The sequence below is a fragment of the Lactobacillus sp. WILCCON 0058 genome (assembly GCF_057198005.1).
Genome location: NZ_JBUBHM010000001.1, coordinates 2,231,454 through 2,253,958, shown reverse-complemented (window position 1 = coordinate 2,253,958; position 22,505 = coordinate 2,231,454). Strand labels below are relative to the sequence as shown.

Annotated in this window: 16 protein-coding genes; 11 read left to right on the top strand and 5 right to left on the bottom strand. The window is 52.4% G+C overall.

Annotation, left to right across the window (positions count from 1 at the left end; genetic code table 11):
• The first annotated feature begins 30 nt into the window (after positions 1–30).
• The 4 genes from ACYVUU_RS10455 (at position 31) to brnQ (ending at position 3,842) form a co-directional block, all read left to right on the top strand.
• The gene (locus ACYVUU_RS10455) at positions 31–942 is read left to right on the top strand and encodes a DMT family transporter (RefSeq protein WP_484500848.1); all 912 of its coding nucleotides are present in this window, start codon (positions 31–33) and stop codon (positions 940–942) included.
• Between the two features lie 97 nt (positions 943–1,039).
• Positions 1,040–1,750 (top strand): AzlC family ABC transporter permease, encoded by a 711-nt coding sequence (locus ACYVUU_RS10450; RefSeq protein ID WP_484500847.1) that lies wholly within the window; start codon positions 1,040–1,042, stop codon positions 1,748–1,750.
• On the top strand, positions 1,734–2,057 hold the full coding sequence (locus ACYVUU_RS10445; RefSeq protein ID WP_439775052.1) for an AzlD domain-containing protein: 324 nt from the start codon (positions 1,734–1,736) through the stop codon (positions 2,055–2,057). The genes ACYVUU_RS10450 and ACYVUU_RS10445 overlap by 17 nt, the downstream gene beginning before the upstream one ends.
• Positions 2,058–2,477: 420 nt before the next feature.
• Positions 2,478–3,842, top strand: coding sequence for a branched-chain amino acid transport system II carrier protein (gene brnQ / locus ACYVUU_RS10440; protein WP_484500846.1), 1,365 nt, complete (start codon positions 2,478–2,480; stop codon positions 3,840–3,842).
• Positions 3,843–3,923: 81 nt separating this feature from the next.
• Here brnQ and ACYVUU_RS10435 read toward each other — a convergent pair whose 3' ends face one another.
• From ACYVUU_RS10435 to ACYVUU_RS10420, 4 genes are all read right to left on the bottom strand, one after another.
• Positions 3,924–6,920 carry a diguanylate cyclase domain-containing protein gene (locus ACYVUU_RS10435; protein ID WP_484500845.1) on the bottom strand — a complete coding sequence of 999 codons (2,997 nt, stop codon included), beginning with the start codon at positions 6,918–6,920 and terminating at the stop codon, positions 3,924–3,926.
• A gap of 126 nt (positions 6,921–7,046) precedes the next feature.
• A complete protein-coding gene (locus tag ACYVUU_RS10430) occupies positions 7,047–9,137 on the bottom strand; it encodes an ATP-dependent Clp protease ATP-binding subunit (protein ID WP_439776282.1) in 2,091 nt (696 codons plus the stop codon).
• A 123-nt stretch (positions 9,138–9,260) separates the two neighbouring features.
• Complete coding sequence (locus ACYVUU_RS10425) at positions 9,261–9,497, bottom strand: transcriptional regulator (protein WP_270449283.1); 237 nt, start codon at positions 9,495–9,497, stop codon at positions 9,261–9,263.
• 127 nt (positions 9,498–9,624) lie between these two features.
• Positions 9,625–10,293 carry a type 1 glutamine amidotransferase gene (locus tag ACYVUU_RS10420; protein ID WP_484500844.1) on the bottom strand — a complete coding sequence of 223 codons (669 nt, stop codon included), beginning with the start codon at positions 10,291–10,293 and terminating at the stop codon, positions 9,625–9,627.
• Between the two features lie 196 nt (positions 10,294–10,489).
• Here ACYVUU_RS10420 and glpK point away from each other — a divergent pair, with 196 nt between their 5' ends.
• The 4 genes from glpK to ACYVUU_RS10400 all read left to right on the top strand — a co-directional run bounded on the left by glpK (position 10,490) and on the right by ACYVUU_RS10400 (position 14,180).
• A complete protein-coding gene (glpK, locus tag ACYVUU_RS10415) occupies positions 10,490–11,998 on the top strand; it encodes a glycerol kinase GlpK (protein ID WP_484500843.1) in 1,509 nt (502 codons plus the stop codon).
• Between the two features lie 25 nt (positions 11,999–12,023).
• Complete coding sequence (locus tag ACYVUU_RS10410; RefSeq protein ID WP_439775902.1) at positions 12,024–12,782, top strand: tyrosine-protein phosphatase; 759 nt, start codon at positions 12,024–12,026, stop codon at positions 12,780–12,782.
• A gap of 115 nt (positions 12,783–12,897) precedes the next feature.
• On the top strand, positions 12,898–13,680 hold the full coding sequence (locus ACYVUU_RS10405) for a tyrosine-protein phosphatase (RefSeq protein WP_484500842.1): 783 nt from the start codon (positions 12,898–12,900) through the stop codon (positions 13,678–13,680).
• Positions 13,680–14,180 (top strand): O-acetyl-ADP-ribose deacetylase, encoded by a 501-nt coding sequence (locus tag ACYVUU_RS10400; protein ID WP_484500841.1) that lies wholly within the window; start codon positions 13,680–13,682, stop codon positions 14,178–14,180. The genes ACYVUU_RS10405 and ACYVUU_RS10400 overlap by 1 nt, the downstream gene beginning before the upstream one ends.
• A 65-nt stretch (positions 14,181–14,245) precedes the next feature.
• Here the strand turns inward: ACYVUU_RS10400 and ACYVUU_RS10395 are convergent, their stop codons facing one another.
• A complete protein-coding gene (locus tag ACYVUU_RS10395) occupies positions 14,246–15,163 on the bottom strand; it encodes a cytochrome C5 (protein WP_484500840.1) in 918 nt (305 codons plus the stop codon).
• A 276-nt stretch (positions 15,164–15,439) separates the two neighbouring features.
• Between ACYVUU_RS10395 and ACYVUU_RS10390 the strand changes: the two genes are divergently transcribed.
• The 3 genes from ACYVUU_RS10390 to ACYVUU_RS10380 all read left to right on the top strand — a co-directional run bounded on the left by ACYVUU_RS10390 (position 15,440) and on the right by ACYVUU_RS10380 (position 22,503).
• On the top strand, positions 15,440–19,138 hold the full coding sequence (locus tag ACYVUU_RS10390) for an LPXTG cell wall anchor domain-containing protein (RefSeq protein WP_484500839.1): 3,699 nt from the start codon (positions 15,440–15,442) through the stop codon (positions 19,136–19,138).
• Positions 19,139–19,655: 517 nt separating this feature from the next.
• Positions 19,656–21,059, top strand: a complete 1,404-nt coding sequence (locus tag ACYVUU_RS10385) for a class II fumarate hydratase (protein ID WP_439774988.1) — start codon at positions 19,656–19,658, stop codon at positions 21,057–21,059.
• 25 nt (positions 21,060–21,084) lie between these two features.
• A complete protein-coding gene (locus ACYVUU_RS10380; RefSeq protein ID WP_439774987.1) occupies positions 21,085–22,503 on the top strand; it encodes a DASS family sodium-coupled anion symporter in 1,419 nt (472 codons plus the stop codon).
• Positions 22,504–22,505 lie beyond the last annotated feature (2 nt).

The window sequence follows — 22,505 nt, the reverse complement described above, 5'->3', positions numbered from 1 at the left end:
GTTACACGTGAAACGATGACGGTGAAGAAGATGAAAGACAAGCATTTGGGAATCCTGTTGGCAGTTATTGGTGCTTCCTTGTGGGGAACCTCGGGGACCGCGGCGGAAATGCTCTACCAAAACCCCAACATCAATACCTTCTGGCTGGTTGACGTCCGGTCTTGGCTGGCTGGGGCAAGCCTCTTGCTCATCTCCTTGGTCCACAAGGGGAAGGGGACCTTTGCCATTTTCAAAAATCCCCGCGACCTGGTTTACGCGGCCGTGTTCTCCATATTGGGCATTACCGGGGCCCAGTTCACCTACTTCTATACGGTGGCGGCCTCAAACGCGCCGACAGCCACCGTCCTGGTCTTCCTGGCCCCGGTCTTGATCATCTGCTTTATGGCGGCTAAGACCCGGCAAATGCCCCGGAGAATCGATTTGATCGCGGTCTTGCTGGCAGTGGTTGGGACGGTGATTTTGGTGACCAATGGCAATTTATCTCATTTGGCCGTTACCCCCAAGACCCTGGTCTGGGGCTTCTTCAGTGCCTTGACCCAGGCGCTAGCGATTGCCATGCCGGCCAAGCTTTTCAAAAAGTACGGGACCATCACCATTCTGGCCTGGGGGATGCTGCTGGGCGGGATTATCCTCAGCCCGTCTTTGGCCCTCATGCCGGCCAAGGGCGTTACGGTTAAGGAGTGGAGCCTGGTGATCTACATCGTGATTGCCGGTACGGTTTTCGCTTACTCGCTCTATTTGTCCAGCGTCATGTACATCTCAGCCGGCCTGGCCAGCATGCTGGAAGCCTTTGAACCACTAGTAGCGACGATTTTATCGGTTTCTCTTTTAGGCAGCGACTTCGGCATCATGAAGATGATTGGCGGGCTCTTGATCATCTTGGCCACCTGCCTGCAGGTCGTGCCCAGTCCCTGCCGGGGCAAATTGCAAAGAAATCTTTAGAACTTTTTATGCATATTGCCGAAAAAGCCCGTCAGCTCAAGGGAAACTGTGTTAAAATCAAAGCAATGATTTGATCATTAACATGGGGGAAAAACAATTGAACAATGTATTAGACGCCAAAACCGGGGTCAAGGATACCCTGCCGACCGTGCTCGGCTACGTGGGGATCGGGACCGCTTTTGGCATTATCGCGCATACCAACGGCTTTAGTCCCTTGGAGACTTTTGTCATGTCCTTGCTGGTGTACACGGCTTCGGGCGAGTTCGCCCTGGTCAGCATGCTTCCAGCCGGCAGCAGCCTGTTTTCAATCTTCGCGGCCACCAATTTGATGAGTGCCCGGATGCTTTTGATGACCATGACTTTGGCACCGAAATTCAAGGACGAGAAACTGGTCAAAAATCTCTGGCTGGGCAGCCTGGTAACTGATGAAACTTTTGCTTTGGCAATCACCAAGCTCAACTACACTAAGGGTAAGCTGAATTACGAATGGCTGAACGCGGCCAATATCGTGGCTTATGCCGCCTGGTGCCTGTCCAGCCTATTTGGGGCTTTGATCGGCAGCGTGATCACCGATACCAAGGCCCTGGGCCTGGACTACGCGGTGGTCGCCATGTTCCTGGGGCTGCTCTATCTGCAGCTGATCACCGACCAGTCGGTCAAGATTGAGCTGCAGCTGGTCATGATCGGGGTAACGATGGTTCTGACCTACTTAGGTCTGATCTTCCTGCCGGCCAGCGTGGCCACGATTGTGGTGACGGTAGTCGGTTGTTTAGTGGGGATGGTGATCAAGCATGTCTTTTTCGAGTAAATTACTGATAACTTTTCTGGTCTGCGGGGGCGGGGTAACTCTCTTGCGAATCCTGCCTTTCTTGATTTTGAAAAAATTCTGCCTGCCCAAGTGGATGGTGGAATTCCTGCAGTTCGTGCCGATCGTCATCATGACCACCTTGTGGTTCGGCAGCCTTTTTACGGCCAGGCAGGGGCATTTGCCCAAGGTCGACTGGCAGTATCTGACCGCGACTCTGCCGACACTTGTCGTGGCCTATTTCACCAAGAGCTTGATGTGGATCGTGGTCACCGGGGTGGCCAGCGTGGCCCTTTTGCGGCTGATTTAAAATTTTTTGGACAAAAAGCTTGCATTTAGCTGAGAAAAGTATTAGATTATAAACAAGTTAAAAAACGAGTTGAAACACTGAAAAGAGCAGAGTAGCCCTGGACATAAGTCTCACAGAGAGCCGCGGTCAGCTGGGAAAGCGGCAGACGGGTCCAAGGCGAAAGTAGGCTCTGAGTGGTTGGCGCGACGTCTTTGCGAAGTGTCAAATGGGTTCGCCCTTTACAGCGACAACGTCTTGGCCGACGGGCCAGCACGGGGTAAGGCCGTTTTGGCGACAAAGCGGTGAAGCAAAGGTGGTAACACGCGCAAGCGTCCTTGTAGAAACAATCGTTTCTGCAAGGACTTTTTTTTACTCGTTTTTTAGCAACTCGAGATTAGCGCTGATCTCCGGATATCATTAGTGATTGCAAGGAGATTCATCATGAAAAAGTTAACTAGCAAACAGTATTTGATCATCGCCTCTTTGATTTTTGGCATGTTTTTCGGGGCCGGGAACCTGATCTTCCCGGTTCACCTGGGGCAAATGGCCGGCAAAAACTGGCTTCCCGCCGCCATCGGCTTCATCATTTCCGGGACCTTGATCCCCCTGGCCGCCTTATTGGCCCTGGCCGTTACCCGGGCTGATGGGATCTTCGGTTTAGCCCGGCCGCTGGGGAAAAAGTTCGCCCTGGCCTTTTTGATCTTGGTTCACCTGACCCTGGGGCCGCTCTTCGCGACTCCGCGGACGGCAACTGTGCCTTTCTCCATGTTTTCTGACCACTTCTCAAAGGGGATGCAGCCTTGGGCTCTTTTGATCTACTCAGCCATCTTCTTCGGCATCGTTTACTACTGCTCTTTGAGCGAAGGGAAGATCACCGACCGGGTTGGCAAAATCCTTAACCCAGCCTTCCTGGCCCTGCTTTTCATCATCTTTTTGATCGCCATCTTTAAGCCAATGGGGGCTGCCAGCAGCACCCAGGCAAGTGCCGACTACCTTACTGCTCCTTTGACCAACGGCTTCCTGCAGGGCTACAACACCTTGGACGCTTTAGCTGCTTTGGCTTTTGGGATTACGGTCGTTACGGCCATCAAGGGCTTCAAGCTCAAGGAAGGCAAGGAAACTTCCCTGGCCCTGGCCAAGACTGGTGCCATCGGCTTTGCTGGCATCGCCATCATCTACCTTATCTTGATTGCCCTGGGCGCCAGCAGCCTGCACTACTTCAAATTGTCTGAAAACGGCGGGATTGCTTTTGCCCAAATCGCCCGCCACTACCTGGGCACTTTCGGGGAAGCCCTCCTGGCTACTTTAGCCACCATCACCTGCATGTCCACGGCCATCGGCCTGGTAGTTGCCTTCGCCCAGGACTTCCATAAGCGTTTTCCAAAAATTTCCTACCGGACTTTCCTGACCTTCAACTGCCTGCTCTCATTTGCCATTGCCAATGTTGGCCTGACCACCATCATCGCCTGGTCAACTCCGGTTTTGATGTTCCTCTACCCGCTGGCCATCGCCTTGATTTTCTGCGGCTTGACCAGCAAGCTTTTCAACAATGATCCGGCAGTTTACAAGTTTGCGGTTTACTTCACCATCATCCCGGCCCTCTTTGACGGTTTGAACGCGGCCCCAAGCGTAATTTCCACTACTGCTTTTGCCAAGGCCGCCCTGGCCTTTGCCGGCCACTACCTGCCCTTCTTCTCACTCGGGCTGGGCTGGCTGACTTTTGGCATTGCCGGCTACCTGCTGGGCCTGGGTATCCACCTGTACAAAAGCAAGGCCAGCAGCCGGGCAGTCGAATTAGCCGACTAAAATAAAGTATTTCCTTGCAAAAAAACAACAGATAAAAATACAGCGTGAAAGCAAATTAAGCTTACACGCTGTTTCTTTTTGTTAATAATAAGCAGGCTTGTATGGACTGCCGCAGCTGCCCTTGCGGCCGTTTTTCTTAACCTGGTAAAGGTTGTGGTCGGCCAGGCGGATCATGCTCTTGATTTCATCGCTGTTGTGGGCGATCCCGTAGGTATAGCCGGCAGAGACGGTGATGTTCATGTAGAGGTCCAGGATCTGCACATGCTCCAGTTCGATCCGCAGCTGCCGGTCTTGCTCTTTAACCGTGTCAATATCGGTAAAGTCGCGCAGAATCAAGAATTCATCGCCCCCATACCGGTAGCAGTGGCCGATTCCGTAGATCTTGAGCAAAAGCTGGCTGAGTTTCTTCAAGACCTCGTCGCCATAGCGGTGGCCAAAATTGTCGTTGAACTTCTTGAAGTGGTCGACGTCCAGCATCATGACCAGGATCGGCTTGCCGGTAAGGTAGTTGAAGTCGCGGGCAAAATTGTGCCGGTTTTTCAAGCTGGTCAAGTCGTCTCTGGCGGCTTCATGTTCCAGCTGGTTGATCCGCTTGCTGGTGTTGGTCACGTCCGTAAAGAAGCCAAGCAGGCCGACGATCTGTCCCTTGTCATAAACAGGCGCTTTAAAGACCAGGATTTCCCTGACCCTTCCCCGGGCCAGGGTCTTGCCCAGTTCTCTGATTGGGACCCCGTCACGCAAAAGCTGCTCTTCGCTTTCCTGGAAGTTTTCCGGGTGGATGTTGAGGCCCAGCTCATTATCATTATGGCCGATTACTTCAGGCAAGGACAAGCCATAGTAGTTTAAAAAGTGCTGGTTGGCCCCCATGAAATTGCGCTCTTTGTCCTTCCAGAAAAGGCCGAGCTTGATCTGTTGGGTGATAGCGTCCCAAAGGTTGTCCGTCTTGATTTTTCCTTTGTCCTTGTCCAAAAAGACTGGATTACGGACTGGCTGCCCATCCATGGTTGAGAGGAAGGCCTTGGTCATGCCGTTTTCCGCCACCAACTGCAGGAGAATCCGGTAGTGGAAGTGTGGCCCCGTTAAGACGTAAGAAGAGCTGTCGCCGATTTCCGTGCAGCTTTTGACCGCGTCCCAGAAGCGAAGGCTATTGCTGTCTTGACCCAGCTCCAGTTCATTGACATAGTCTTTTTCCGTCCCATTGACCTTGGCCACCCAGTCCTGGGCGGGCGGGTTGAGATAGGCCAGGCGGACCTGGTTGCCATCAATCAAGTAGACGGCCACGGGAACGGAGCTGCCCAGGCCAGGCTTCTTATGGTCAAAGAAGCGGTAGGCTGGATCTAGCAAGTCGATTTGGTTTATCTCTTGATAGAAGGTCTGCTCCTCATGGCCTTGAGCTGAATATCCCTTTTGCCCGAGCAGCTTCAAGCTGTCCTTGAAAGGCGTGGCTGGGAAGAGGCAGTTGCCTTGGACCAAGACCGCGCCGATGGACTTGAGGAAGTCCAGCTGGAGCTTGTTTTCCACATTTTTAAAAATCGGCCGGATTCCCAGCTGCTTGCAGGCGCTGACCAGGTTGGACAGAACCGCGGCTTCCTTGGAGCGGACCGGGTTCAGCGAAAGCAGGTCAAACTTCATGAACTCAAAAGAGTAGTGGGTCAAAAAGTTCGTGGTCGGGTAGCTGCTGCTGGCGCAGTCAAAGGCACAGGCGTAGTGATTGTCTTCCAAAGCGGCTAAAAGCTGCTTGATCGTTTCCGGCTTGCAGGAGCTGGAAACGGCCAGGTCAAAGATCAGCTGGCTGTGGGGCAGCTGGTATTTCTGCATCAGCCGGTTGACTTCTTTAAGGAAAAGCTCGTTTTCCAGGTCATCGGTGGACAAATTGATCACGAGGGGGACGATCTGCAGATCTTGTTTCCGGCGACAGGCGTAGATTTTGCAGGCTTCTTCCAAAACATGCAGGTCCAGCAGGTGGGAGAGCTGGCTTTCTTCCAGCACCGGCAGAAAGTCTTCTGGATACATGATCCCGTAAACCGGATCCTTCCACCGGGCAAGGAGTTCAAAGGCCGCGATCTTGTGATTCATCAAGTTGATGACTGGCTGCACGTCAGAGTTGATCCAGCCCTTCTGCAGGGCTTCAGTAAAGTGGCCCAGGATGTAGTCGCGCTTATTTACTTTTTCCTGGACCTTGGCCGTGTAGTAGTTGCAGACCCGGTTTGAATTGCGGGAGGCAAACAGGGCAAAGCGGGCCTTGTCAACGGCGGCCAGGGCCAGCTCCTTGTCTTCATCTGCCAGGTAGATCCCGCAGTGAATAGTGGCCAGGTGGCCTTCAGAAAGTGCCTTGACCTTCAGATTCAGCTTGACCAGCTGGTTGTCAATCTGGCTGGAGTCAGTAATGATGACAAACTGGTCTTGGAAGTAGCGGGCCAGGTGGGCATCCGGGAATTCCTTTTTCAGCAGCGTGGCCAATTGGCAAAGGAAGGCGTCACCCTTGAGGTAGCCAAAGCGGTTGTTGTAGACGTGCATGTTGTTGACGTCCAGAATAACCACGGCTGCCTGGCCGCGGTCCTTGATGATCTCGCGCAGGTAATGGCCGCCGCTTTCGTTGAAGTTGGTCATATTGGCCAGGCCGGTCAGCCCGTCGATCAAGTCATGCTTTTTAGGAGCTTTGAGATAGGGATCCAGGCTGTCGATTAAGTCACTGCCGCCTGTCGTCAGATCAAAATAATGGACGACCAAGAGCTTTTGACCAGTTTTAGTTATTTGTGATTTGCAATAAGCTAAAAGCTGGTGATAATGACCGCCGATCGACAAGCGGTAGGTCATCTGTCCGCTGGCTTGCTGGCCCATTTTTCTAGAATAGGCCAGCAGCCGGTTCCGGTCATCCGGGTGGATCCGGTTGAAGCTGCGTTGGTTGAGATAGTCCAGCATTGATTCCCGGTCTGACTGGACCATCTGGCAGTAGCCATCTGATAAGAGAATGACTTTGTATTGCCCGCCAATCAGTTGGTAGATTAGGATGGGAAAAGGAGAGCGTTCGTAAGTTTCCCGCGCGTCTTCACTAAAATCGTACAAATTATCTGGCATATAGCAACCTTCCGTAAGCGTTCTTATATTACCTATTGATTATAATACAAAGATCTGAACAAAAGCAAAAAAGGCAGTCAAAAGACTGCCTTTTTTATGATTATGCAAATTGGTTAAAGAAATGAATTACTTGTCTTCACTGATTTCAAGAGCCCCGTCGACCATGTCAGCCTTCAGCTTCTTGACATCCAAGTGGTCCAGGTAGTAGTCGGTGACTTTGTCACGGATTTCCTGCTCGATGACTCTTCTCAGTGGCCGTGCGCCCATAGCTTCGTCGTAGCCTTGTTCAATCAAGTAGTCCTTGGCGCTTTCACTGACAGTCAAGCTGATGCCCTTCTTGGCCAGAGTCTTGTTTACGTCAGCCAGCATCAAGTTGACGATTTCCTTTAAGTCTTCCTTGGTCAGGTGGCTGAATTCGATGACCGCGTTGAAGCGGTTGAGGAATTCCGGTCTGAAGTAAGGAGCCAGCCGGTCCATCAGCTTTTCGTCCTTCTTAGCGTTGCCCATCAGCTTTTCATTGCCAAAGCCGGCGTTAGAGGTAGCGATAATGATGGTGTTCTTGAAGTTGACCGTATTGCCTTGCCCGTCAGTTAAGCGGCCGTCATCAAGCACTTGCAAGAGCAGAGTGATGACCTGCGGGTCAGCCTTTTCAATTTCGTCCAAAAGGATGATTGAGTAAGGGTTGCGGCGAACTTTTTCAGTCAAGGTGTTGGAGTTGTCATCGTAGCCCACGTAGCCGGCGGTGGTCCCGATCAGCTTGGAAACGGCCGTCCGGTCGGAGTATTCAGACATGTCCAGGCGGATGATGGCATCCTTAGAGCCAAACATGTCCAAGGCCAGCTGCTTGGCCAGTTCCGTCTTGCCGACCCCGGTCGGGCCGACGAAGAGGAAGGAGCCAATTGGCCGGTTGCCGTCGTCAAAGCCGGCCCGGTTGCGGCGGATAGCCTTGGCTACAGCTTCAACGGCTTCGTCCTGGCCGATGACCTTGCCCTTTAAGCGGCTGCTGAGCCCCTTCAGGCGTTCGATGTCGCTGGCGCCCATCTTGGAAACCGGAATCCCGGTCAAGCGTTCAACGGCAGCGGCCACGTCAGCTGGAGTAGCCACGGTCTTTCTTTCTTCGTGGTTTTCACTCAGCTGCTTTTCCAGCTTTTCAGCCTTGGTCTTGTGTTCCAAGGCGGCTTCGTAGTCTTCCTTTTCAGCGGCCTTTTCCTGGGCCTGCTTTTCTTCCTTGATCTGCTTTTCGATGGTCTTGGCATCGGTCACCGGGTGCTGGGCAGCCAGGTGAGCGGCGGTCATGTCCAAAAGGTCGATGGCCTTGTCAGGCAGGGACCGCTGCGGAATGTACTGGACTGAGTAGTCGATGGCGGCCTTCAAGACGTCGTCTGGCAGTTCCACATTGTGGTGCTTTTCATAGAGGGACCGGATCCCCATCAAGATCTTGAAGGTGTCAGCCGGACTTGGTGCGTTGACCGTTACTTCATTGAAACGGCGGGCCAAAGCGGCGTCCTTCATGATGGTGTTCCGGTATTCGTCTTGGGTGGTGGCCCCGATTACGGTGATTTCACCTCTGGACAAGGCCGGCTTCAAGATGTCGCTCATCCCCTTGGAGCCATTGCCGTCGCCCATGCCGCCGGCGCCGAGGATCTGGTGGATTTCGTCAAAGAAGAGGATGACATTGCCTCTGTCCTTGACCTCCTTGACCAGGTCCTGGATGTTCTGCTCAAAGGAGCCCCGGTACTGAGTCCCGGCTTCCAGGCTGGAGATGTCGATGGAAATAATTTCCTTGTTCTTGATTGCTTCTGGCACGTCCCCATGGACAATCGCCTGGGCTAAGCCTTCAACGACCGCGGTCTTGCCGACCCCGGCGTCCCCGACCAGAACTGGGTTGTTCTTGGTCCGGCGGGAGAGGATTTCCGCCGTTTCCTGGATTTCCTTGTTCCGGCCGATGACCGGGTCGAGCTTGCCTTCCCGGGCTTCAGCGGTCAAGTTCCGGCCTAATTTTTCCAAAATGCCGTTGGCCTTCTTTTGCTTGCCCTGGACATTCTTAGCTTGTCCTTGCCCTGGGAGTTGCCCGGTCTTTTGGTATTCAGCGAATTCTTCCGGAGTTACCTGCCGGCCGTTGATCAAGTAGCGGCGGTTTTCGGAATTGAAGCCGCCCATGCCGTTCATTAAGTCTCTAAAAAGATCATCCATATCGTTAAAGTTGTCGTAAGCCATGATTTTACCTCTTTCTGAGTAAAATAAGGTGCTGGTTTTAGGCTAACTAAAAAGCCCTTCTGCATCAATCGAAATCAACACAATAGGACTTGCTCAGCGGTTAAACCAACCTTCGTATTTAGTTTAGTCATCATCGTCATCGCTGAGATAATCATTCTCCAGCTCACGCAGAACCTGCCACATCGCCACGTGCTGGGCCCGGGCGATCGCGTCGAGATCGCGCAAGTTGATTGACGTCGCATTTGATTGCTGCTTGTTAAATGACTTGTGAAGGGTAGTGTAGCCATAGCCCGACTCTTTCGCCACCCGGTAAATGGTCAGGTGCTTGTCGTCGAGGTATCGAATAATATCGATCTTCATCGTTCTCACTTCCCTACGACAATTATTATACCACATCTGTGGTATAGCACAAGTGTGAAATAGTAAATTTTTTTAAAAAATCGCGAAAAAAAGACCAGCTCCTAAAAAAGCTGGTCAAAAAGCTGTCTTATTGGGCCACGCGGGCAGCATGCCGGTCTAAAATCATGTCCACCAGGGCGCTGGCGACATTCTCATTCTTAAGCATCGGGCCGTGGGACCAAGAGCCGATGAAGTTCTTGTAGCGGACCCCGTCTTCCTTTTCCTCATGGTTGTTGCCGTAGCCTTCAACCACCTTGGCGAAAGGCTTGAGCATTTCCCGGTCGTCCAGGAAGGTCTGGCCGGAGTGGTTTTCAAAGCCGATGGTCGGGCCCCATTCAGTTTCGTACTTGGTGTCGCCGATCATCCGCTTCTCCGGGTCAAATTCCGTGTGCAGGGGCAGGATCCCCAGGCCCTTGATCTTGGTTCCGGAAATGGTGTTGTAGTAGGTCCCCATCAGTTCGTAGCCCCCGCAGATGGCCAGCATGGGGTTGCCGGCCTGGATGTAGTCGTTTAGGGTTTCCTTGAAGCGTTGCAGGTCCTTGGCCACAATGCTTTGTTCATAGTCCTGGCCGCCGCCGAAGAAGACAAAGTCATAGTCAGCCGCGTTGAACTGGCTGCCCAGGGAAATGTTGTCGATTTGGGTCTGGTAGCCTTTTTTATGCAAAAAGTAGCGGAGGATCTTGACGTCACCAGAGTCCCCGTAGGTGTTCATCAAGTCTTCGTAGAGGTAGGCAATGCGAATCAAATTATCAGCCATAGTCAAATTCTTCCTTATCGTAATCAATTACACTGATTATAAACTAAAAGGGAGAAAAATAATAATCTAAAGACAGGTCCTTTTAGCTTGCATTTTTCACAAACTGGCTTAGACTTAAATGGTAAGCGTTTTCGCAAAAAGACGGCGAAAAAGCAGTAAGTAAAGCAAAAAATGATAAGTTTAAAAGGAAGAAAACATGAGCGAACAATACATTTTGGCAATCGACGAGGGGACGACCTCAACCAGGGCAATCATCTTCAACCATGCCGGCCAGCAGGTGGCCAGCGTGGCCCGGGAATTCACCCAGTACTTCCCCAAGCCCGGCTGGGTAGAGCACCAGGCTGAAGAAATCTGGAACGCGGTCCAGATCACGACTTCAACGGCCTTGATCAATTCAAGCATCCGGCCGGATCAGCTGGCGGCCATCGGGATCACCAACCAAAGAGAAACCACGGTGGTCTGGGACAAGGAGACTGGCCGGCCAATCTACCCGGCTATCGTCTGGCAGTCCCGGCAGACCAGCGAGATCGCGGAGAAGCTGGTTAAAGACGGCTATAGCGATATGATCCGGCAAAAGACGGGACTGGTGATCGACCCTTACTTTTCCGCCACGAAGATCCGCTGGATTTTAGACCATGTGGAAGGAGCCCAGGAGCGGGCAGAAAAAGGGGAGCTCCTTTTTGGCACGATCGACACCTGGCTGGTCTGGAAACTGACCCGGGGGCGGGTCCATGTAACTGACTGCACCAATGCCAGCCGGACCATGCTCTTTAACATTCATGACTTGACCTGGGACCAGGAGATCTTGGATTTGCTGAAGATTCCGCGGGTCATGCTGCCGGAAGTTAAATCAAATTCTGAAGTTTACGGGGAAACCGACCCTTACCAGTTCTTCGGGGGCAGAGTGCCGATTGCCGGGATGGCCGGGGACCAGCAGGCTGCCTTGTTTGGCCAATTGGCCCTCAAGCCGGGGATGGTCAAGAACACCTACGGGACCGGGTCCTTCATCGTGATGAACACGGGGGAGGAACCGATCGAATCCAAGAACAATTTGCTGACGACGATTGGCTACAAGCTGGGCGAGCAAGTAAACTATGCTTTGGAAGGGTCCGTCTTCGTGGCCGGGTCAGCCATTCAGTGGCTGAGAGATTCAGTCAAGCTGCTGAACTCAGCCCCAGAATCTGAGCAGGCAGCCCTGGAATCAAAAGATGCCAATGAAGTCTACGTGGTTCCTGCCTTTACCGGTTTGGGGGCACCATACTGGGACAGTGAAGCCCGGGGGGCGATTTTTGGCCTGACCAGAGGCAGTAGTGACAAGGACTTGATCAAGGCGACCCTGCAATCATTGGCCTACCAGACCAGGGATGTGGTCGATACCATGCAGAAGGACTCGGGGATTGAAATTCCAGTTCTCAGAGTCGACGGCGGGGCTTCAAACAACAACTACCTCCTCCAGTTCCAGGCTGACCTTTTAGGCAAGAAGATTGAGCGGGCAGCGGATTTGGAAACCACTGGCCTGGGGGCAGCCTTTTTGGCTGGTTTAGCCGTCGGCTACTGGGAAGATGTAAGCAGCTTGAAGGAGATTGCCAAGACCGGGGCCGCCTTTGAACCGAAGATGGAAGCAGAGGAAAGAGATCGGCTCTATGCGGGTTGGCAGCGGGCGGTTCTGGCCACCCGGGTCTTTGCCCACGGGAAAGATTTTTAGTTTTTGACAGGATGAAGGGATAAAAATGCCAAAGCGGATCGTAAAATTGGAAGCCGGCTACAACTGCCGGGATTTGGGCGGCTACAAGAGCCAGGACGGCCGGACTGTCAAGTGGGGCCGGCTCTACCGGTCGGGTTCCTTGAGCTACTTGACCAAGGCTGACCAAGCTGAACTGGCCCGGCGGAAGATTGTGGTGGACTGCGATCTGCGCTCCCGGCATGAGCAGGACAACTTCCCTGACAAGCTCTGGCCAGGGGCAAAACTGATCGACGCCCACTTTTACAGCGAGAGCGGGGATGAAGAGGAAGAAGCTGAGGCGGCCTGGGAGAAGTATTCCAGCAAGCTGCCCAAATTGTCCTACCTGGCCATGATCTACCAGCAGAATCTTGTCGCTCCCAGAACGGGCCTGGTGATGCGGGAGATTTTTAAGGAGATGCTGGCTCTGGAAGATGACGATGCCTTGCTCTACCACTGCTCCATGGGCAAGGACCGGACCGGGATGGTATCGGTGATCGTCTTGATGGCCTTAGGCCTGGATGACCGGGAGATCCTGCGGGACTACCTGCTCAGCCGGGAATACAGCCGAGACTGGGATGAGGCGGATGAAAATGACCGCTTGGGCAAGCAGATTGCCAAGATGAACCAGACCCAGGTCAGCCAGACGGCTTTTTACGGGATTACGGAAACGATCCGGCAGACCTGGGGCGGCTTTGACCGCTACTTTGCCAGCCTGGGCTTTGGCCAAGGAGACTTGGACCGGCTTAGGGACAAGTTTTTGGAATAGAATTTTTTACCGCTCCGCCTTTGGCTGGGGCGGTTTTTTTGCCAAAAAATTACGGGAAAACTAAAATGGAAGGGAGAAGAAATTTTCGCGTTTTTTTGGAAAAGAGGGATGCAGGATGGAGATGCAAAGGGTGATTGAGCTGGACATGCCGGTCAACTTCCGTGACCTGGGCGGCTATCAAGGCTTGGACGGCCGCCGGGTCAAGTGGCGGAAGATCTACCGGTCGGCGGCTTTAAACGAGCTGTCGACCAAGGACCGGGTGATTCTGGCCAACCTGCACATTACGGTGGACTGCGACCTGCGGTCCAGCCGGGAGCAAAAAGGGTATCCGGACCAGACCTGGCCGGGGGTCCGTTTTGTGAATATTGGCCTTTACGCTGAAGGTGACCGCTTCAACCAGGCCCATCCTTTCTTGCGCTTTTTCCACCATCTGCCGGAATTTGACGACTACCTGCCCAAGATCTACCAGCAGGTTTTGTTGAATGAGCACTCAGAAGAGGGGATCAAGCGGGTCTTTGAGGAGCTGCTGAAATTGCCAAAGGACCAGGCCCTGGTCTACCACTGCGCGGCTGGGAAGGACCGGACGGGGATCATCAGTATTTTGATCTTGATGGCCCTGGGCGTGGACGACAAGACGATCGCGGAGGACTATTTGCTGACGGATGAGCTGTACGATTTTTCCATTGAGAAGCAGCATCCGACTAATGAGAAGCTGTCGCAGGTGATCGCGAAGATGAACGTGACCCGGGGTGAAGGACCGGCGGTTAAAGGAATCACGGAGACTATCCGGCAGGGCTGGGGCAGTTTTGACAAATTTTTTACCAGAAAACTGGGCTTCAAGCAGGCTGATCTGGAAAAGTTCCGGGAAATGTACTTAGAGGAGGGCGAAGAGGACTAATGAATTTGGAAATCTGGCAAGGAGATATCACGACTTTGAAGGTGGACGCGATCGTCAACGCGGCTAACCGGGAACTGCGGGGCGGTGGCGGCGTCGACGGGGCCATCCACCGGGCAGCGGGACAAAAATTGAATGAGGCCTGCCGGGCCCTGGGCAGCTGCGAGACGGGTGAGGCCAAGATCACGCCAGGCTTTAACCTGCCGGCCAAGTACATCATCCATACGGTAGGGCCGGTTTACTCGGGTTCGCATAGCGATCCTCTGCTTTTGGCGGCCTGCTACAGAAACAGCCTGCGGGTGGCCAAGGAAAACGGCCTGCACTCGGTCGCTTTTTCCGCGATTTCAACCGGGGTCTACGGCTATCCGCTGGACGCGGCCAGCAAGGTGGCCTTCGGTGAGGTCCGCAAGTGGCTGAGAGAACACAAGGATTACGAAATGCGGGTAATCATGGTGGCCTACGATGCCCGGACTTACGCCTTGTACCAGAAATTGCTGGGGTAGGAAAATGGAGATTTAGAATCAAGCAAAAAAGCTTCAGTAAAGCAATACTGAAGCTTTTTTCATTGCTATTCAAATTCATCTCGTTTGATCTCCCGGTAGATAGCCAGGACGAGGACAAAGACGGCGGAGATGATGGCCGGGTAGACCATGCTGCCGACCTGGACAGCCTTTTCCGCTGCTGCCTGGCTCATCTGATTTTCCACGGCGTATGAGATGACCCAACGGTTCATCAGAGTTGGCGTCAAGGCAAAGGAGATGGTGGAGATCAAGGAGGCCACCGTCATCACGTGCCGGGAGTAAGGCTCTCTGAAGAACTGGGACAAAACGCAGAAGGCTGGGGCGATCATCAAGAGGAAGATCCAGAGGATGATCATGGTGCCGGCAGTGGAGTTCATCATCTGCGAGCTGTTGGTGGCGTAGCGGTAAGTCCCCCATAAAGAGCCCCCGGTCAGCTGGTTGAAGAGGTTCAAAAAATAGGACCCTTGCTGGCCGAAAGTCCCCTGACTGGAGAGCATGTTCTGTACGACGGTCAAACTGTCGGTTGTCCCGGCGCTGGTGAAGTCAACGCTGACGATCTGCCGCATGTAGGCGGCCAGGAACATGATGGTTGAACCCAGAAGCTGCAGGGCCTTAATCATGCTCAGCTTGCGGGAGGCCTTGAGCTTGAATTCCAGACTGAGAACCCGGTTAGGGTGATGGGAGCGGCCGATCACGAAGATGCCGGCGATGGTCAAGACGATGATGATGGCCAGGCCGATCCACCACTTGGCCAGGATGCAGAAGATGGCCAGGCTGATCATGATGACCGTGACGTAAGGGCGGTCAGCGAAGATCTGCCAGAAGTTGAGCCGGACCTTCTGCTCGCTTCTTGAAGCCCCGTCAGTGTCCAGTCGGGGAACGGAATTAAAGCTTGTCTGCCGCGTCTGCTTTTGCGCGGTTTGTTCTTGTCTTTCTTGGTACTGTCTGCGCGACATTCTTGCCATGATAAAAAACTTCCTTTCGCAATCACAAGCCTAGCACAAGTTGGCCTGTAAAGGCTCTTTTTTCAGACGGTTTAACTTAAATTATAAGCTAATTACAGATCCTTTGGGCGAAAATAGTTTAGCAGCTTTATTGCATTTTGATGATATTTTTGTCTTTCTAATAGATAAAAGAATCTTTATTTTTCCGATGCTTCCCGCTTTTCCGGGGATATCTCCATCCTTTATAATTAAATATATATGTGATTTTACTATTTAAGAGCGAAAAGGGGAAAAAACATGAAAGCGAGAAGCGAGACCCGGATCAAGCAGATGGCGGCAGTTGCGGCTGCTGGTATTGGGGCAGTCAGCCTAGGGGCGGTAAACTTACCGCAGCCAGTCAGCGCGGCCACTAATGACGTGCAGGCTAGTTCCAGCCAGGATGACTTGAAGACGGCGCAAGAGAATGTTAAGACGGCTGAAGCAGAAAATACGCAGGCTCAACAGGCAGCAGACCAAGCGCAAAGCGCGGTTGCTGACCAGGAAAGTGCCGTCAATGAGGCGCAAAAGGCCAATGAAGCTGCCCAGGCAGATTTGACCGCGGCTCAAGACGTGCAAGCAGAAGCTGCTAAAACTGCAGAGGCAAACAAGGCCACTCAAGCTGCTGATCAAGCCAATTTAGACCAGGCAAAAGAAGCGCAAACTAAGGCAGGGCAAGCCCTCCAGGACGCGCGGAATAATTCAGCTGCTGCCAGCCAAGCGGCCAGCGAGCAGGCAAAAGAGGTCAGCCAAAAGGAAGAGGCAGCAAAGCAAGCTAAAGAACAGGCAGCTTCCGCCACTCAAGCTCAAGAATCGGCCAAAAGCCAGGCGGTGCAAAAGTCCGCGGTTAAAGACAAGGCTGCTGCTAATCTTAAAAACGCGCAAGACGGCTTAGCTAAGGCGACTGACCAAGCAAACTCAACAAATACTGCTGTAGCGAAGAACGAACAAGATTTGCAAAACGCGAGCGAAGAAGCAAGTACATCTCAAAAGGCCAATGATGATGCGGTAAAGGCCCAGGAAACGGCCAAGGCAGCAGAAGAAGAGGCCCAAAAAGCAGCTGATCAAGCTCAAACTGTCTACGATTCAGCCAAGGCCAATGCTGACCAAAAGACAGCCAACCAAGAAGCAGCTCAAAAGGCTTACGATGATGCCCAAACCGCCAAGACTGCGGCAGAGGCAGAGCAGACCGCGGCCGTCAATGACGAAGCCAAGGCCAAGTCTGCCGTAGACACTGAAGTGGCAACTGAAGTTTTATACAGTGGCGATGTTCTGGATTTAGAGAAGAAGGCCAAGACCGCGCAAGCAGCTTATAACTACCACAAGAATTTGACAGAAGAGCGGCAGAATACTTTTGAGAATACTTATCAAAAGGCTGTAACTGACGCGGAAGCCAATCTTCAAGCCACTAAGACGGCAGAAGGTGACGTCAACAAGATTGTTTTGCCAGACGGCTTTTTAGAGGCGGCTAAGGAATACTATGCTGCTGACGAAAACAGCAAGGCGGCAGCGGCCCAGAAGCTGTACGAAGTTGGGCAAAAGGGCCTGCCAGGCTTCACCTACAACAACCGCTATATTTCCGCGGCCGCTGATGAAGGCCGGAAGGTGGAATTTGTCGACGGTCAGGTGATGAACGCGGATGACGCTAAGGAACTGACTTTGTACGCGGCTTCCCTGATCAATCCGCTGCGCGAGGCCAATGGCCGCCAGGCTTACAAGGTCAGCCAGAATTCAGTGCAATATTCCAGTGACGTAGCAAAAGAATATGATGCCGACCACTGGCTGCTGGGGACTAGAGGCCACGACGTGCTGGCATTAAACAGAGTAGCAATGGACTACAGCAGCCGCGGCATCTATAGCAACAGCGAATCAGAGAATGCGACCAACGGTTTTGTCTGGCTGAATTACACGCAAGATGAAAAGACCAAGAATCTTGCTGAATACACGGCAGTCAGAAACGCAACTACAAATATGCAGGCCTACACTGGCACGATCAGTATGAACAAGCTTAAGCAGGCGATCTATGAGTCAATCTTGGGGTGCCTGGTTGACGACTCCGGGTCAAATTGGGGGCACATGAAGGCGTTCCTTTTTGCCAACCCAACCAGAACGGAATACTTGGGCGTGTCGATCGATCACTACCTGCAGATCCACTTTAACTCAGTCAGCTTCACTAATGACCATTCAACCGAATATGAAGTTCCGGCATTGGGGACAGGGGACCGGCAGAAGGTGATTGACGCAATAACTGATCTGTCTAAAAAAGAAGGCGCGCGGGATCAATACCAGTACATTTACCTGGAACCAGAAAAGAATTATCTAGCTACCGCGACTAGCAATCTAGAGACGGCTAATAGTAATCTGCAGGCGGCAAAAGATAAAGTGGCCGCGGCAGATAAAGCTGTAAAGAAGGCACAAGAAGCCTACGCTGCTGCCCAGGAAACGACGGCAGCTAAGACGGAGGCTTTGACCAAGGCGCAAGATCTGGCTACTAAGGCAGAGACTGCTTTGAACGCGGCCAAGGCAGAAACGGCAGCTGCACAAACGGCATTGACCAGCGCCCAGACCGCTTTGACGGAAAAGCAGGCAGCTTTAAAGGAAAAGACTGAAGCGGCAAGTACGGCAGAAGCAGCAGTAAAGAACACGGCAGAGGCTTTGCAGGCAGCAGAAAGCAAGGTAACGGATTTAACCGCCAAGCTGGAGGCTGCTAAGGCAGAGGCTGAAGAGAGCGCAAAGAATCTGCAAAGCGCGCAAGCTAGTGTTGACGCGGCTGAAACGGCAGTCGGGGATGCAGAAAAAGCTGCAGCTGACGCAAATGCCGCGGTAGAAGATGCTACGGCAAAAGTGGCCACTGCTAATGCGGCCAGTCAGAAGGCTGAATCTGAATTGGCAACTGCTAAGCAAAAGCTGGCTGACCTGCAGGCAGCAAAGGTTCAAGCAGAGACTGCAGAAACTGCGGCTGCAGAGGCAAAGGCAAATGCTGATGCTCAAGTCAGTGAACTTGCTCTTAAGGCAGAAGAAAGTGCCAAGCTGTCAACTTCCACGGAAAAGGAAGACCAGGCAGTTGAAGACGCTAAGGCTAATGCGGCAAGCGCGCAAGCTGCTTTGACCGCGGCAGAAGCTGATTTGGCGGATAAGAAGGAAACGTTGACGAAAGCCAAGGCAAGAGTGGCCGCAACTCTGCACGCTTTGAACCTGGCAAAGGCCCGCCTGGCTGCTTTGGAAGCAACACAGCCGACGGAACCAACAACTCCAACGGAACCGACGACTCCAACGAAGCCAACGACCCCAACGGAGCCGACTAAGCCAACCGAACCGACGACTCCAACCGAACCAACTCAGCCGACGGAACCGACAACTCCGACAGAACCGACGACCCCAACAGAGCCGACAAAGCCGACTGAACCGACGAGTCCAACGGAGCCAAGCAAGCCGACAGAGCCAACGACTCCGACTGAGCCGACTGAACCGACGAAGCCAACGAGTCCAACGGAACCGACTAAGCCGACGGAACCAACAACTCCAACGGAACCGACTAAGCCAACAGAAGACCCGACTCAGCCAAGTACAGAACCGTCTACTGAGCCAACGACAGAACCGACTACCGAGCCGTCCGAAGAACCATCTACTGAACCAACTGATACTGAAGAACCAGCTGATACAGATGAAGATACCGACGACAGTGACGTTGTAACTGTAGTGAACGCGGATGAAGAGCCAGCAACTAAGTCTGCTGTTAAGACTCCAGCTCCTGTGACTAAGTCAGCTGCTAAGGTACCAGCTGCCCAACCTGTTGCTAAGTCTGCTTCTGCCGCAAAGACTCCAGCCGCGGCTGCAGCTCAGCTCCCGCAAACCGGTGAGAAGGAAGCTAAGCCTGGCATCTTGGCAGGTATCCTGTCTCTGCTGGCCGGAGTTTCTCTCTTTGGCCTTAGCTTTAAGAAAAGAAAGCAAGAAAAGTAAGTCCTGATTTCCTAAAAATCAGTCCATAAACAAAGAGCTCTAGAAGCGTTTAGCAACTTCTGGAGCTCTTTTTTCCCTTGTATTTTTGTTTTTGTACCGGGGGATGTATGACTGAAAAAATCTGCTTTTTCCGCTATGCTCATTTTGCGCATTCTTCTTAAGAGCAATGAAAGCGTATTATTATAAGAAGGAACTGTCTAAATCACTTTTAGCAAATGAACATTTCACAAGTTACATTTTTCATTAACTCCCTGTAAAAAATAGGCCAAAAAATTTTCCCTACGTCAAATTAAATTGCGAAATACTTCTAGCAACCGCTTACTTCAGCTTGAAAACTTTTGCATTTTAAGAATTTTGCCAAAAAATTGTTCAAATTTCAAAAAATAGACAGTCCTTGAAATTCTTTAAAAAACAACAAAAAGCTGTGTCATTTTTAACAAAATTCAAAAAAGCCGTTATATAATGCAAGTAGTTAAGCAAGATTTTTGTAAAAGTTTATTGTAAGGAGATTTGTAAGATGGCAGAACAAGAATACCGTATTGAATCAGACACGATCGGTGAAGTTAAGATTCCTAAGGAAGCTCTCTGGGGCCCGCAAACTGAAAGAAGCCGCAACAACTTCCCATCCGGCGAATTGATGCCATTGGCTATCATCCGTGCTTTCCTGCACTTGAAGAAGGCTGCTGCTGAATCAAACGTTGAAGTTGGCGATGAACCAGCTGAAAAGGGACAAGCAATCGAAGAAGCTATCGACCAATTGCTGGCTCTCAGCGACGAAGACTTGCGCAAGGACTTCCCACTTCACGTATTGCAAACTGGTTCAGGTACTCAAACCAACATGAACGTCAACGAAGTTGTTGCCAACCTGGCCAACAAGCTTCACCCAGGCTTGAACATCCTGCCAAACGATGACGTCAACCGTGGCCAAAGCTCAAACGACACTTACCCAACTGCAATGAACATCGTTGCCGTTGAAGCTGTCGACAAGCTGGAACCAGCTATTCAACACTTGATTGACGAACTTAAGGTAAAGCAAGACAAGTACTGGAAGACTGTCAAGGTTGGCCGCACCCACCTGCAAGACGCTACTCCTTTGACTTTCGGCCAAGAAGTTTCCGGCTACATCTCAGCCTTGAAGCATGACCTGGCCTACATCCAAGAATTGAAGCCAAGCCTTTACGAATTGGCTATCGGTGGTACTGCCGTAGGTACTGGCTTAAACGCAGCACCAGGCATGACTGAAGCAATCGCTGGCAAGCTGTCAGAAGTTTACGGCCACGAATTCAAGGTTGACACCAACAAGTTCTGGGGCCTGGCTCACCACTCAGCTTTGAGCGTAATGCACGGCGCCTTCAAGACTTTGGCCAACGACATGTTCAAGATTGCCCAAGACATCCGCTTCCTGGCTTCTGGCCCACGTGCCGGCTACGGTGAACTGAACATTCCTGCCAACGAACCGGGCTCATCAATCATGCCAGGCAAGGTTAACCCAACCCAAGCTGAAGCCGTAACCATGGCTGTAGCCCGCGTATTGGGCAACGACGTAACCATCAACTTCGCTGCCAGCCAAGGCAACTTCGAAATGAACGTCTTCAAGACTGTCATGATTGCTGCCTTCCTGGAATCAGCTGAAATCCTGGCCGGCACTATCACTGGCTTCGCTGACAAGATGATCCACGGTTTGACTGTCAACGAACAAAGAATGGACGACCTGCTGGAAAACTCCTTGATGACTGTTACTGCTCTGTCACCAAAGATCGGCTACCACGAAGCTGCCGTAATCGCGCAAACTGCTCAACGCGAAGGCACTACCTTGAAGGAAGCTGCCCTCAAGAGCGGCAAGGTGACCGAAGAACAATACGATGAATGGATGGACTACATGGCTATGACCAACATCGACCGGACTAAGCCAGAAGAATAGTCTTTTTCAAAAAGCGGGAGAAAAAATGTTAGCAAAAGTTAATTACAAAGGCTTCATCTGGCCTTTGATCATCGGGATTGGGCTCTTCCTGCTCACTCCTTTGCGTCCGGCAACCATCACCGTTGCCGGCTGGCACATGTTCGCCATCTTCCTTGCGACGATCATTGCCTGCATCACCAAGCCTCTGCCAATCGCCGGGGTATCTATCATCGCCTACGTCATCATCATTGGCCTGGGCCTGGTCCAAATGAAGCCAGCCCTGTCAGCCTTCGCTGACTCAACTCCATGGACCATCGCCATGGCCTACATGATTGCCCGGGGCTTTACCAAGACTGGCTTGGGCCGGCGGATCGCCTTGATCTTTGTCCGGGCCTTCGGTAAAAAGACTTTGGGTCTGGCTTACTCCTTGTCCATGATCGACCTGGTCGTTTCACCAGCCACCCCAAGTAACACTGCCCGGTCTGGTGGGATCGTCCTGCCAATCATTGAATCCTTGTCCGACACCTTCGGTTCCAAGGTTTCTGATGGTACGGAAGACAAGATCGGTTCTTACCTGGTCTTCAACGAATTCCACGCCAACACGATCTCATCCAGCCTCTTCATGACCGCCTCAGCTCCTAACGTGGCCGCGGTTGGTCTGGCAGCAGCTAACGGGGTCAAGATTTCCTGGTTCGGCTGGGTAGCAGCAGCTATCGTGCCAGCCTTGATCTCCTTCATCTTAGTGCCAATCATCATCTACAAGATGTACCCGCCTAAGATCAAGGAAACTCCTAACGCTAAGGAATGGGCTGACGGCCAATTGAAGGAAATGGGCGCCATGAAGGCCTCTGAAAAGGTTATGATGGCTGTCTTCATCCTGGCTCTTGTCTTGTGGATGCTGTCCAGCTTCATCGGCCTGGACGCTACCTGGGTAGCCTTCCTGGCAACCGCGCTTCTGCTGGTAACCGGGGTTTTGACTACCAAGGACATGCTGAGCGAAACTGGTGCCTGGAACGTTGTCGTTTGGTTCTCAATCCTGATCTTTATGGCCAACCAACTGAGCCTTAAGGGTGGCGTGATTCCGTGGCTGCAGGCTTCAATCAAGTCTGTTATCGGCGGTATGTCACCAGTTCTGGTCATGGCTATCCTGGTTCTGGTTTACTTCTACAGCCACTACCTCTTTGCCTCCGGCACGGCTCACGTTGTTGCCATGTACGCTCCGCTGCTCTTGATTGCCAAGAGTGCCGGCGTACCGGTAATGTTCGCGGCTATCATGCTGGGGATGACTGGGGCGATCTTCCAGTCAACCACCCACTACTCATGTGGGCCGGCAACCGCCCTCTTTGCCCCAGGCTATGTCAAGCAGACTGACTGGTGGAAGATGTGCTTCGTTTTGGGTCTCTTCTACCTGGTAGTCTACGGCGGCATCGGCGGCTTGTGGATGAAGCTGATCGGCCTGTGGTAAAA

Excerpts from the sequence above, each read along its gene's own strand:
- ACYVUU_RS10395 (WP_484500840.1), bottom strand. The coding sequence starts at position 15,163 with ATGGCAAGAATGTCGCGCAGACAGTACCAAGAAAGACAAGAACAAACC.
- ACYVUU_RS10455 (WP_484500848.1), top strand. The coding sequence starts at position 31 with ATGAAAGACAAGCATTTGGGAATCCTGTTGGCAGTTATTGGTGCTTCC.
- ACYVUU_RS10405 (WP_484500842.1), top strand. The coding sequence starts at position 12,898 with ATGGAGATGCAAAGGGTGATTGAGCTGGACATGCCGGTCAACTTCCGT.
- ACYVUU_RS10410 (WP_439775902.1), top strand. The coding sequence starts at position 12,024 with ATGCCAAAGCGGATCGTAAAATTGGAAGCCGGCTACAACTGCCGGGAT.
- ACYVUU_RS10445 (WP_439775052.1), top strand. The coding sequence starts at position 1,734 with ATGTCTTTTTCGAGTAAATTACTGATAACTTTTCTGGTCTGCGGGGGC.
- ACYVUU_RS10430 (WP_439776282.1), bottom strand. The coding sequence starts at position 9,137 with ATGGCTTACGACAACTTTAACGATATGGATGATCTTTTTAGAGACTTA.
- ACYVUU_RS10435 (WP_484500845.1), bottom strand. The coding sequence starts at position 6,920 with ATGCCAGATAATTTGTACGATTTTAGTGAAGACGCGCGGGAAACTTAC.
- ACYVUU_RS10425 (WP_270449283.1), bottom strand. The coding sequence starts at position 9,497 with ATGAAGATCGATATTATTCGATACCTCGACGACAAGCACCTGACCATT.
- ACYVUU_RS10390 (WP_484500839.1), top strand. The coding sequence starts at position 15,440 with ATGAAAGCGAGAAGCGAGACCCGGATCAAGCAGATGGCGGCAGTTGCG.
- ACYVUU_RS10385 (WP_439774988.1), top strand. The coding sequence starts at position 19,656 with ATGGCAGAACAAGAATACCGTATTGAATCAGACACGATCGGTGAAGTT.
- ACYVUU_RS10420 (WP_484500844.1), bottom strand. The coding sequence starts at position 10,293 with ATGGCTGATAATTTGATTCGCATTGCCTACCTCTACGAAGACTTGATG.
- ACYVUU_RS10400 (WP_484500841.1), top strand. The coding sequence starts at position 13,680 with ATGAATTTGGAAATCTGGCAAGGAGATATCACGACTTTGAAGGTGGAC.
- glpK (WP_484500843.1), top strand. The coding sequence starts at position 10,490 with ATGAGCGAACAATACATTTTGGCAATCGACGAGGGGACGACCTCAACC.
- ACYVUU_RS10380 (WP_439774987.1), top strand. The coding sequence starts at position 21,085 with ATGTTAGCAAAAGTTAATTACAAAGGCTTCATCTGGCCTTTGATCATC.
- brnQ (WP_484500846.1), top strand. The coding sequence starts at position 2,478 with ATGAAAAAGTTAACTAGCAAACAGTATTTGATCATCGCCTCTTTGATT.